At 73.3% G+C, this 10,835-nt stretch carries 9 protein-coding genes and 1 rRNA gene; 5 read left to right on the forward strand and 5 right to left on the reverse strand.

What is annotated here, in order from left to right; translation table 11 throughout:
- Nucleotides 1-121 precede the first annotated feature (121 nt).
- The 4 genes from ABZ990_RS21905 to ABZ990_RS21920 all read right to left on the reverse strand — a co-directional run bounded on the left by ABZ990_RS21905 (nucleotide 122) and on the right by ABZ990_RS21920 (nucleotide 5,093).
- Nucleotides 122-1,888, reverse strand: coding sequence for an LpqB family beta-propeller domain-containing protein (locus tag ABZ990_RS21905; RefSeq protein ID WP_361234001.1), 1,767 nt, complete (start codon nucleotides 1,886-1,888; stop codon nucleotides 122-124).
- A gap of 103 nt (nucleotides 1,889-1,991) precedes the next feature.
- Nucleotides 1,992-3,977, reverse strand: a complete 1,986-nt coding sequence (gene mtrB / locus ABZ990_RS21910; RefSeq protein ID WP_361233959.1) for an MtrAB system histidine kinase MtrB — start codon at nucleotides 3,975-3,977, stop codon at nucleotides 1,992-1,994.
- Between the two features lies 1 nt (nucleotide 3,978).
- On the reverse strand, nucleotides 3,979-4,656 hold the full coding sequence (gene mtrA, locus ABZ990_RS21915; RefSeq protein ID WP_010356958.1) for a two-component system response regulator MtrA: 678 nt from the start codon (nucleotides 4,654-4,656) through the stop codon (nucleotides 3,979-3,981).
- Nucleotides 4,657-4,862: 206 nt separating this feature from the next.
- A complete protein-coding gene (locus tag ABZ990_RS21920) occupies nucleotides 4,863-5,093 on the reverse strand; it encodes a hypothetical protein (protein ID WP_361233963.1) in 231 nt (76 codons plus the stop codon).
- 227 nt (nucleotides 5,094-5,320) lie between these two features.
- Between ABZ990_RS21920 and ABZ990_RS21925 the strand changes: the two genes are divergently transcribed.
- Genes ABZ990_RS21925 through ABZ990_RS21945 form a run of 5 tightly spaced genes read left to right on the forward strand, consistent with a single transcriptional unit; the run spans nucleotide 5,321 to nucleotide 10,641 of the window.
- Nucleotides 5,321-6,469 carry a glycerophosphoryl diester phosphodiesterase membrane domain-containing protein gene (locus tag ABZ990_RS21925; RefSeq protein WP_361233965.1) on the forward strand — a complete coding sequence of 383 codons (1,149 nt, stop codon included), beginning with the start codon at nucleotides 5,321-5,323 and terminating at the stop codon, nucleotides 6,467-6,469.
- A gap of 4 nt (nucleotides 6,470-6,473) precedes the next feature.
- Nucleotides 6,474-7,157: a DUF4129 domain-containing protein gene (locus ABZ990_RS21930; protein ID WP_361233968.1), complete on the forward strand. Its 684-nt coding sequence runs from the start codon at nucleotides 6,474-6,476 to the stop codon at nucleotides 7,155-7,157.
- Entirely contained in the window at nucleotides 7,154-8,353 is a 1,200-nt protein-coding gene (locus ABZ990_RS21935; RefSeq protein WP_361233971.1) for a DUF4350 domain-containing protein, read from the forward strand. The genes ABZ990_RS21930 and ABZ990_RS21935 overlap by 4 nt, the downstream gene beginning before the upstream one ends.
- Nucleotides 8,350-9,333 carry a MoxR family ATPase gene (locus ABZ990_RS21940; RefSeq protein WP_361233974.1) on the forward strand — a complete coding sequence of 328 codons (984 nt, stop codon included), beginning with the start codon at nucleotides 8,350-8,352 and terminating at the stop codon, nucleotides 9,331-9,333. The genes ABZ990_RS21935 and ABZ990_RS21940 overlap by 4 nt, the downstream gene beginning before the upstream one ends.
- A 12-nt stretch (nucleotides 9,334-9,345) precedes the next feature.
- A complete protein-coding gene (locus tag ABZ990_RS21945; protein WP_361233977.1) occupies nucleotides 9,346-10,641 on the forward strand; it encodes a DUF58 domain-containing protein in 1,296 nt (431 codons plus the stop codon).
- A gap of 103 nt (nucleotides 10,642-10,744) precedes the next feature.
- Here ABZ990_RS21945 and rrf read toward each other — a convergent pair.
- A 5S ribosomal RNA gene (gene rrf / locus ABZ990_RS21950) occupies nucleotides 10,745-10,835 on the reverse strand; the annotation flags it as partial.

Below are 10,835 nucleotides of genomic sequence, written 5' to 3' on the forward strand. Positions count from 1 at the left end.
CAACGGGCGCGGAGCTCTCCCCGAAGCCGCCGGAGCGGCTCCGGACCGGCTCCGGACCGGCTCGCGGGCCGCCTCCCGGCCTGACGCCCGGGCCCGGCTCCCGGGCGTCTACCCGGCCCGATCAGCCCGGATAGACGGGCAGGCTGCCCTGCTTCCGCACGGGCTGCCAGTTCGTGCCCGGCGCGAGCCGCACGATGCCGTCGTTGCCGGAGTCCGCGACCACCGGCGCGCTCTGGTCGGCGTACGGCGCGGCCACCGAGGTGACCCCGTTCAGGCCCGGGAGCACGGAGGTGGCGGACGTGGAGCCGTCCGTCTGCACGTACCGCACCTGCTGCACGCCACCGGCCTCGGTGCCGACCACGACGAGCCGGCTCGGTCCGGCCCAGGACACGGCGGTGACCGATTCCAGCCGGGGCGCCGCGTCCTGGAGGTCCGTGACGGTGACCTCCTCGCGTCCGTCGACGACGCTCCGTCCCACCCGGCCGATCTGGAGGGTGGTGTGGTCGTCCCGGGTCACGAGCAGCGCGATCCGGACCCCGTCGGCGGAGACCCGCAGCGACTCGATCCGGGCGCCGGCCCGCAGCCAGGGGGTGCCGACCGCGACGCGTTCGCCCTGTCCGCCCGGCACCATCCACAGCCGGGGCTTCAGCGGGTCGCGGTCGGCGACCCAGAGGTCGCCCCGGCCGTCCCAGCTCGGCGCGGACAGCCGGTCCTCGGGCCGCACCCCGGTGCTGGTGACGACCGGATCGGGCAGTTCGTCGTCGGCGGTGAGGGAGCCGACCCGCAGCTCGCGCCCGTCCTGGAGGACGGCGGCGGCCCGGTTCTCCGCGCGGTCCACCGCCACGGGGCCCAGCCGCACCGTGCCCTTGCCGAACGGACCGGGCACCTCGGCCGGCTCCTGCGCCTGCCGGCCGCCGTCCGCCAGCGTCATCAGCCGCTGGTGCTCGTCGACGAAGTACGGGCTCTCGCCCCGGCCCGAGTCACGGACCGGCGAGAACTCCTGCTCCGCCTGTCCCTTGCCGAGCAGGCACAGCGCGCCCGTGCTGCCCTGGATCTCGACCTGCTCCACCCGCACCGAGGTCAGGTCGCCGAGGGTGAACAGCAGCTGCGCCGCCATGCCCTTGCAGACGACCGTGCTCACCCGGTCCGCCTTGTCGTTGAGCGGGATCTTCAGGGTCGACTGGTCGTCGGGGGTGAGGGAGTAGACGTCCTTCGCCAGCTCCGTGCCGGACGGGAAGCGCGACTCGACGGCCGGCCCGAGCCACTTCGTCGGGCCCTCCAGGAGCGCCTTGACGGTCTGGGTGACCGGATCCATCCGGGTGACCGGGTCCTGGCGCTGGCGGATGTAGACGGGGTCGGCGACGACCCAGTTCTCGTCGGAGGCGAAGTAGTACTTGTTGACCGCCCGGTAGTTGCGCAGGAAGTCCGCCTCGCCGAGCACCAGGCCCGGCGGCAGGGAGTCGATGCGCCACTCCTTGGTCTTGCCGTCCGACGCGGTCTGCTGCACCACGTGGATGCCCGTGTCGAAGGCGGAGGGGACCTCCGGCCGGTAGGCGTGCCGGGCGTCGACCTGCGCGACCCGGCGGCCCGACAGCGGGAACGTCCGCCCCTGCGTGTCGGGGTCGCCCGGCCGGTCGGCCTGCCCGCGGTGGGGCGCGTTGGTGAGCACGGTGATGCTGTGTTCCGGCTTCCAGGACCGGGCCGCCCGCTTGGTCAGATACTTCCGGGCCGTCGCGAAGCCGGGATCGTCACTGGTCATGGCCTCCAGGAAGCCGTCGACGATCTCCTCCGGGTCGGCGTTGTCACGCGGCGCGACCGCGTACACCCGTACCTGCGAGTCGCCCGCGTTGGACGCCTTCACCGCCTGTACGTCACCGCTGTCGGGCATGCCCGCGCAGCCGGACACCAGCAGCGCGCCGCATGCCGCGAGCACCACGGCACCGCCGCCCGCCGACCGTCCCCGCCCCCGGGTCCTCCGCTTCCCTCGAAGGTCAGCGCCCACCTGTCGTGTCCTCCCGCTCGGCGCGCGCCGGCGCCATCGCCTCGCCTTCGTCGTCCGCCCCCGCGGGCCGTGCGACCACCCGGGCACCGCTGCCCGGCAGGGCCGTCGGGTCGGCCGACGGCCGAGGCACCGACGGCAGCCGCGGCGGTACGGACAGTCCCGTGCGGCCCGCACCGGACTGGGCCGGCACCCCGGCGCCGGACCCGCCGGTGCCGACCGCGGCCGCCTGCTCCCGGTTGCGCCGGGAGTCCTCGGGTTCCAGTGGTACCGGCGAACCGCGCAGCGGCTCGTCGGCGGTGCGCGGCAGCGTCAGCCGGAACTGCGAGCCGCCGCCCGGCTCGCCCCACGCCTGGAGCCAGCCGCCGTGCAGCCGCGCGTCCTCGACGGCGATGGACAGGCCGAGGCCCGTACCGCCGGTGGTCCGCGCGCGGGCCGGGTCGGCCCGCCAGAAGCGGTTGAAGACCCGGGTCGCCTCGCCCGGCTTCAGACCGACGCCGTAGTCGCGTACGGCGACGGCGACGGCCCCGCCCGCGGCGGCGAGCCGGACGACCACGTCCCGGCCCTCGCCGTGCTCGACCGCGTTCACGACCAGGTTGCGCAGCACCCGCTCGACCCGGCGGGCGTCCGCCTCGGCCACCACGGGCTGCTCGTCGCCGACGACGACGATGCGGCAGCCCTTGCGCTCGGCCAGCGGCTCGGCGCCGCCGATGACCCGCCGCACCACCTGGCGCAGATCTATCGGCTCGGCTTCGAGGGATGCCGCGCCCGCGTCGAAGCGGCTGATCTCCAGCAGATCGGCGAGCAGCGACTCGAACCGGTCGAGCTGGTCGCCGAGGAGTTCGGCGGAGCGGGCGGTGACCGGGTCGAAGTCGACCCGTGCCTCGTGGATGACGTCGGCAGCCATCCGCACGGTCGTCAGCGGGGTGCGCAGCTCGTGCGAGACGTCGGAGACGAACCGCCGCTGCATCCGCGACAGCTCCTCCAGCTGCTGGATCTTCAGCTGGAGGTTCTGCGCCATCTTGTTGAACGCCTCGCCGAGGCGGGCGATGTCGTCCTCGCCGGTGACCTTCATCCGCTCCTGGAGCCGGCCGGCCGACAGCCGTTCGGCGACCCCGGCGGCCATCCGCACGGGGGTGACGACCTGGCGCACCACCAGCCACGCGATGGCGCCGAGCAGCGCGACGACGAACAGCCCGGCGGTCGCCAGGGTGCCCTTGACCAGGTCGAGGGAGTCCTCTTCCTGGTTGAGCGGGAAGAGGTAGTACAGCTCGTACGGGGTGCCGTCGGCGTCGTTGAGCCGCTTGCCGACCACCAGGCCCGGCTCGGTGGCCTTGCCGCTGGTGTAGTGGATACGGGCGTACGTCTGGAAGGTGTTGGTGCCCTGGGCGACGTTGTGCCGCAGATCGGCGGGGATGCTCGTGGTCGGGTCGACCTCGCCGGAGGCACGGGCGCCGCGGCTCGCGGTCTCCCCGGTCTCCAGGGAGAGCGCGACGACGTTGAAGGCGCTCTGGCCGCCGCTCGCGAGCTGTTCGACCAGCGTGGAGCGCCAGTTCACCGACGGTCCGGCGCGGCCGCCGTCGTCCTGGTCGCCGCCCGGCTGGGGCTGGGTGGTCGCGGCCCGGTCCTGCGCGGCGGAGAACCCGCCGGCGGCCTGGCTCTGCGCGGCCCTCTCCTTGGCGTCGAGCAGGCCGTTGCGGACCTGGCCGATGACGACCAGGCCGAGCAGCAGCACCACGCCCAGCGACATCAGGAGGGTGCCCGCGACCACCCGCACCTGGAGATTGCGCCGCCACAGCCGTACGGCGGGCAGCAGCGGCCTGCGCACCCAGCGGGCGAGCAGCCGGAAGACGGGCGCGCCCGGCGTCCCGTCCTGGAGGAGGCGGCGGAACGGCCGGTCTCCCCACTCCGGTCCGGCAGCCCGCCCCGCACGGACCCCCCGGTCCCCGTTGTCCGGAGCAGTACTGCCCTGGCTCATGTCAGCTCGGTCCTGCCTTGTATCCGACACCGCGCACGGTCACGACGATCTCCGGGCGCTCGGGGTCCTTCTCGACCTTCGAGCGCAGCCGCTGGACGTGCACGTTCACCAGACGGGTGTCGGCGGCGTGCCGGTAGCCCCACACCTGCTCCAGGAGCACCTCGCGGGTGAACACCTGCCACGGCTTGCGGGCCAGGGCGACCAGCAGGTCGAACTCCAGCGGCGTGAGGGCGATCGACTGCCCGTCGCGCTTCACGGAGTGACCGGCCACGTCGATGACGAGGTCGCCGATGGTCAGCTGCTCCGGCGCCGGCTCCTCCGACCTCCGCAGCCGCGCCCGGATACGGGCGACGAGCTCCTTCGGCTTGAACGGCTTGACGATGTAGTCGTCGGCCCCGGACTCCAGGCCCACGACGACGTCGACCGTGTCGCTCTTGGCCGTGAGCATGACGATCGGTACACCGGACTCGGCCCGGATCAGCCGGCACACCTCGATGCCGTCCCGGCCGGGCAGCATCAGATCGAGCAGCACCAGATCCGGCTTGGCCTCACGGAAAGCGGCGAGCGCCTTGTCTCCGTCCGCGACGAACGACGGCTCGAAACCTTCACCCCGCAGCACGATCCCGAGCATCTCGGCGAGTGCCGTGTCGTCGTCGACGACAAGAACGCGTCCCTTCATATCGACATCATCCCATTTCCGTATCAGTCCCTTGGCGGCTGGTGAGATACCTCACCGACCAGCGGCGACGTCCGTGACGGCCGGCGGAGAACCGCCGGTGTCCGTGGGTGTCGATGCCGGGTGCGGAAGTCACCCCCGGTGGCCCCCCTGTGCCGCCCTGCACCGTACCCCGCGCCTCCCACGACGCCCATGGGAGGCCCGGCCCCTCAGCCTTCCGCTCCTTCCTCGGAGATCATCTCGGCGAGCCGGTGGACGACCTCCGGCAGGATCCGCTCGGCTCCCTCGGCGTCGAGCGCCGCCACCAGCGCCCGCCGGACTTCCCCGTAGGGACGCCCGCCGAAGCCGGCACGGGTCCTGTCGACGGCCCGTTCGAGCCTCCGCATGGCGGCCTCGACAGCCGGCATCGCCTTCTCGTACTCGCTCGGGTCGGTGGCCATGCCCACCGGTATAGAGGACGGCCCCGGACGACCGCATCCCCCGCACGGCCCGGACCCGGGAACGCGTCCCGAAGCGGGAGAAGGCACCCAGGACGGGCCCGGGCCGCCCGGGGTGACGGCGGCGCGTGGCACGATGGCTCCGGTCCGCCGCCCCGCCGGGCGGACGGGCGCTGTGACAGAGCCGGCTCGGCGATCCGGCACCGCGACCAATCTCGAGGTGGACGACCGTGAACGACACTCCGGGCTGGGCCTCGCCCGGGTCCGCTTCCTCCGACGGCGACACGAACGGTTCCACCCCGCAGTGGTCCTCGAACCAGCCGCCCGCCGGCCAGTGGCAGCCGCCCGCCGCCCCCGGCACCCCGCCCCCGGCCCCGCCGCAGGGCGGTCCCGGCTGGGGCGGCGTGCCGCCGCAGGGCCCGTGGCACGTGCCCCCGATCGCGAAGCCGGGGGTGATCGCGCTGCGTCCGCTGACGATGGGCGACATCCTCGACGGCGCCGTGACGACCCTGCGCCGCTACTGGCGGACCGTACTCACCGTCACCGTCTCCGTCGCGGCGGTCATGCAGATCGCGCAGATCCTCTGCCAGCGCTATCTGGTACCGACCCAGGAACCGCTGGATCCGAACGCGACCCCCGCCGAGACCCTTGACCACACGCTCGAGTCGTTCCGGATCAGCGCCATCGGAATGGTCCCGGCCTACGTGATCGCCGCGATCGCCACAATGCTGAGCGCCGCCCTCCTCACCGTCGTCATCAGCCGTGCCGTCCTCGGCAAGCCGATCGACCTCGGCACCGCCTGGCGGGAGGCCCGGCCGCGGCTGCTCCCGCTGCTCGGGCTGAGCCTGCTGGTGCCGCTGATAGGCCTCGCCGTCATGACCGTCGGCGTACTGCCCGGCTATCTCCTCGACAGCGATGCCCTCACCGCGCTGGGCAGCCTCGCCGCCCTCCTCGCCGTCGTCTGGCTGTGGATCCGCTTCAGCCTCGCCTCGCCCGCCCTGATGCTGGAACGGCAGGGCGTCTTCGCCTCGATGAAGCGCTCGGCGAAGCTGGTGCAGGGCACCTGGTGGCGCATCTTCGGCATCACCGTCCTCGCCAATCTGCTGATGGCCCTGGTCGGAATGATCCTCGCGATCCCCTTCACCACCCTCGCGATGGCCCTCTCCCTCGACAACCTCGCCCATCTCGACACCAGCGGCATCGAGAAGGACTGGTCGTTCCTGATCGTCACCGGCATCGGCGGCGTCGTCACCAACGCGATCGTCTACCCGATCACCGCCGGCGTCTCGGTCCTCCTCTACGTCGACCAGCGCATCCGCCGCGAGGCACTGGACATCGAACTCGGCCGGGCGGCCGGCCTCCCCGGCTACGGAGGCTGATGGCGTGACGGCCACGGGGGGCACGGCCAAAAGCGGAATACCGGTGGACATCCCGCGCGTCCCCGCCCAGGAGGCGGCCGAGCGGGAACTGTCCAAGCCGATGTACCACGAGCACGATCCCGGCTTCCTCCAGCGGGCGCTCGACCGCTTCTGGGAGTGGGTCGGCGGCCTGTTCGACTCGGTGTCCGGGACGGGCCCCGGCGGGATCGTCGGCGTCGTGGCCGTCGTCGTAATCGTGCTCGCCCTGGCCGCCGCCCTCTGGTGGCGGCTCGGCACCCCCCGCCGTTCGCCGTCCTCGGGCGGTGACGTCCTCTTCGGCGAACAGGCCCGCACGGCCGCCGAACACCGCTCCGCGGCCTCCCGCCACGCCACCGCCGGCCAGTGGAACCAGGCCGTCCAGGAACGCATGCGGGCCATCGTCCGCTCCCTCGAGGAACGCACCCTGCTCGACCCGCGCCCCGGCCGCACCGCCGACGAGGCGGCCGCCGAAGCCGGCCGCTCCCTGCCCGCCCACGCCGACGGCCTGCGCTCCGCCGCCCGCGCCTTCGACGATGTGACATACGGCGGCCGCACCGCCGACGAGGCCGCGTACCGCCGCGTCGAACAGCTGGACACCGCCCTGGAACGGGCCAAGCCGTCCCTCGACGGCGCCGCCGCCTCCACTTCCTTCACCCAGGCGCCGCGATGAGCCGGACCACCACGAGCCCCACCTCGACCTCGCTCTCCCCCCGCCTGCTGTGGACCCGCGCCCGGGTCCCGGTCCTGATCGCCGTGCTGCTCCTGATCGGCGGCATCCTCTTCGCCACGGCCCACACGGCCGATCACCACATGCGCCTCGACCCGCGCTCCGCCGACCCCGAGGGCAGCCGGGCCGTCGCCGAACTCCTCCGGTCCGGCGGTGTCACCGTCGACGTGGCCGGCACGCTCGCCGAGGCGACCGCCGCCGCCGGCGCCGACACGACGCTGCTGGTCACCGCCCCGGACCTGCTCACCGAGGAACAACTGTCGGAGCTGCGCGAGGCGACGACCCGCTCGGCGGGCCGCACCGTCCTCCTCGGCCCGGACGACCCGGCCCTCTCCGCCCTCACCCCCGGCATCGTCGCCGGGACGAGCACCCCGGTGACCACCCTGAACCCCGGCTGCGACCTGCCCGCCGCCCGCCGCGCCGGCGACGCCGACCTCGGCGGCACCCGCTACCGGACCGGCACGGCCACCGCCGACTCCTGCTACCTCTCCAAGGGCCTGCCGACCCTGGTCCGCCTCCCCGGCCCGGGCGCCGGCGACACGGTCCTGATCGGCTCGACGGACCTCTTCACCAACGAACATCTCGCGCGGCACGGCAATGCCTCCCTCGCCCTGCACCTGCTCGGATCCCACCCGCATCTCGTCTGGTACCTCCCCTCGCTCACCGACCTGCCCGACGACTCCGAAGCCGGCCCCGACGACCCGATGGCGGCCTTCCTCGCGCTGATCCCCTCCGGCTGGCAGTGGGCCACCCTCCAGCTCGCCCTCGCGGCCCTGCTCTCCGCGCTCTGGCGCGGCCGCCGTCTCGGCCCCCTGGTGACCGAACGACTTCCCGTCGCCGTCCGCGCCGCCGAGGCCACCGAGGGCCGCGCCCGCCTCTACCGCAAGGCCGACGCCCGCGACCGCGCGGCGACCGTCCTGCGGACCGCGACCCGCACCCGGATCGCCCCGCTCCTCGGCGTCCCCACCACGGACGCCCACTCCCCCGATCTGCTGCTCCCGGCCCTCTCCACCCGGCTCCCGGCCGGCGCGGCCGACCCCCGGGACCTCCTCTTCGGCCCGGCTCCCGCCGACGACGCCGCCCTCATCCGCCTCGCGGACCAACTCGACGCCCTCGAAAGAGAGGTACGCACCTCATGAGCGCCCCGACCCCCGAGACCGTGCCGACCTCGGACGCCGCCCGTGCCTCGCTGGAGGCCCTGCGCACCGAGATCGGGAAGGCCGTGGTCGGCCAGGACCCCGCCGTCACCGGTCTCGTCGTCGCCCTGCTCTGCAAGGGCCACGTCCTGCTGGAGGGAGTCCCGGGCGTCGCCAAGACCCTTCTGGTGCGGGCGCTCGCCTCGGCGCTCGAACTCGACACCAAGCGCGTGCAGTTCACCCCCGATCTGATGCCGAGCGACATCACCGGCTCGCTCGTCTACGACACCCGGACCGCCGAGTTCTCCTTCCAGCCCGGCCCGGTCTTCACCCATCTGCTCCTCGCCGACGAGATCAACCGGACGCCCCCGAAGACCCAGTCCTCCCTCCTGGAGGCGATGGAGGAGCGTCAGGTCACCGTGGACGGCGTCCCCCGTCCGCTGCCCGATCCGTTCCTCGTCGCCGCGACGCAGAACCCCGTCGAGTACGAGGGCACCTATCCGCTGCCCGAGGCCCAACTCGACCGTTTCCTGCTGAAACTGACGGTCCCGCTGCCCTCACGCGAGGACGAGATCGCCGTCCTCACCCGCCACGCCCAGGGCTTCGACCCCCGCGACCTGAAGGCGGCCGGTCTGCGCCCCGTCGCCGGCCCCGCCGATCTGGCCGCCGCCCGGGAGGCCGTCGCCAAGGTGACCGTCTCGGCCGAGATAGCCGGCTATGTCGTCGATATCTGCCGTACCACGCGTGAATCCCCCTCGCTCGCCCTCGGTGTCTCCCCCCGAGGAGCCACCGCCCTGCTCTCCACGTCCCGCGCCTGGGCCTGGCTGACCGGCCGGGACTACGTCACCCCGGACGATGTGAAGGCCCTCGCTCTGCCCACCCTGCGCCATCGCGTCCATCTGCGGCCCGAGGCCGAGATGGAGGGAGTCACCGCGGACTCCGTCCTCACTTCGCTCCTCGCCCACGTCCCCGTCCCCCGCTGAGAACGGCGCCCCATGGCCCTCACCGGACGAACCGCCCTGCTCGCCGCCCTCGGATCGCTCCCCGTCGGCATCCTCGCCCCCAGCTGGACGGGGATGCTGGCGGTGAACGCCCCGCTCTCGGTAGCAATTCTGTGCGACTACGCGATGGCCGCGCCAGTGCGAACGCTCCGATTCACCCGAAGCGGTGATACGTCTGTTCGACTGGGTGACGGTGCGGACGTCCAGCTCACGGTCACCAATCCCTCGCGCCGCCGGCTCCGTGCCCTGGTCAGGGACGCCTGGGCGCCGAGTGCCGGCCAGGACCCGGCCCGCCGAAAGCTGACGGTCCCCGCCGGCGAGGGCCGCCGGGTCACCACGGTCCTGCGCCCGACGCGTCGCGGCGACCGCCGGGCGGAGCGCGTCACCGTCCGCTCGTACGGCCCGCTGGGCCTGGCGGCCCGCCAGGGCCATCACGAGGTGCCGTGGTCGGTCCGTGTCCTGCCGCCTTTCACCAGCCGCAAGCATCTGCCCTCGCGGCTGGCGCGGCTGCGTGAACTGGACGGCCGTACCAGTGTCCTGAGCCGGGGTGAGGGCACCGAGTTCGACAGTCTCCGGGAGTACGTCCCCGGCGACGACACCCGCTCGATCGACTGGCGGGCCACCGCCCGTCAGTCGACGGTCGCCGTCCGTACGTGGCGCCCCGAGCGGGACCGTCATCTCCTCGTCGTCCTCGACACCGGCCGCACGTCCGCGGGCCGGGTCGGCGACGTCCCGCGTCTGGACGCGGCGATGGATGCCGCGCTTCTCCTCACCGCGCTGGCGTCGCGGGCGGGCGACCGGGTGGATCTCGTCGCGTACGACCGCCGGCTGCGCGCCCAGGTCCAGGGCCGTTCCGCCCGCGAGGTGCTGCCGGCGGTCACGGACGCGCTGGCCACGCTCGAACCCTCGCTGGTCGAGACCGATGCCCGCGGTCTCGTGGCGACCGCTCTGTCCCGTGCCCCGCGCCGTTCACTGATCGTCCTGCTGACCGGTCTGGACGCCGCCGCGGTCGAGGAGGGGCTGCTGCCCGTGCTGCCTCGGCTCACCCGCCGCCATACGGTCCTGGTGGCTTCTCCGGCCGATCCTCACATCGCTCGTATGGCAGCGTCCCGCGGCACGGTCGAGGGCGTGTACGAGGCTGCCGCGGCGTCGCAGTCCCAGGCTCAGCGGCTGCGTACGGCGGAGCAGCTGAAGCGTCACGGTGTCACTGTCGTGGACGCGCTTCCCGACGCGCTCGCCCCTGCTCTCGCGGACGCCTATCTGGCTTTGAAGGCCGCCGGCCGTCTCTGACCGCAGTGTGTAAAGGGCTCCCCCATCGGGAGTCTTCGCGGTATTGGCCCGTAAACGCAGAAAAGCCCCGCACCATAAGGTGCGGGGCTTTCCCACAATGATTGTTCGGCGGCGTCCTACTCTCCCACAGGGTCCCCCCTGCAGTACCATCGGCGCTGAAAGGCTTAGCTTCCGGGTTCGGAATGTAACCGGGC

The organism is Streptomyces sp. NPDC046203 (assembly GCF_040646255.1).
GTDB lineage: Bacteria > Actinomycetota > Actinomycetes > Streptomycetales > Streptomycetaceae > Streptomyces.

Bases quoted from the DNA above. Each gene is read 5' to 3' on its own strand.
- mtrB (WP_361233959.1), bottom strand. From the start codon at position 3,977: ATGAGCCAGGGCAGTACTGCTCCGGACAACGGGGACCGGGGGGTCCGT.
- ABZ990_RS21905 (WP_361234001.1), bottom strand. From the start codon at position 1,888: ATGCCCGACAGCGGTGACGTACAGGCGGTGAAGGCGTCCAACGCGGGC.
- ABZ990_RS21940 (WP_361233974.1), top strand. From the start codon at position 8,350: ATGAGCGCCCCGACCCCCGAGACCGTGCCGACCTCGGACGCCGCCCGT.
- ABZ990_RS21920 (WP_361233963.1), bottom strand. From the start codon at position 5,093: ATGGCCACCGACCCGAGCGAGTACGAGAAGGCGATGCCGGCTGTCGAG.
- ABZ990_RS21935 (WP_361233971.1), top strand. From the start codon at position 7,154: ATGAGCCGGACCACCACGAGCCCCACCTCGACCTCGCTCTCCCCCCGC.
- ABZ990_RS21945 (WP_361233977.1), top strand. From the start codon at position 9,346: ATGGCCCTCACCGGACGAACCGCCCTGCTCGCCGCCCTCGGATCGCTC.
- mtrA (WP_010356958.1), bottom strand. From the start codon at position 4,656: ATGAAGGGACGCGTTCTTGTCGTCGACGACGACACGGCACTCGCCGAG.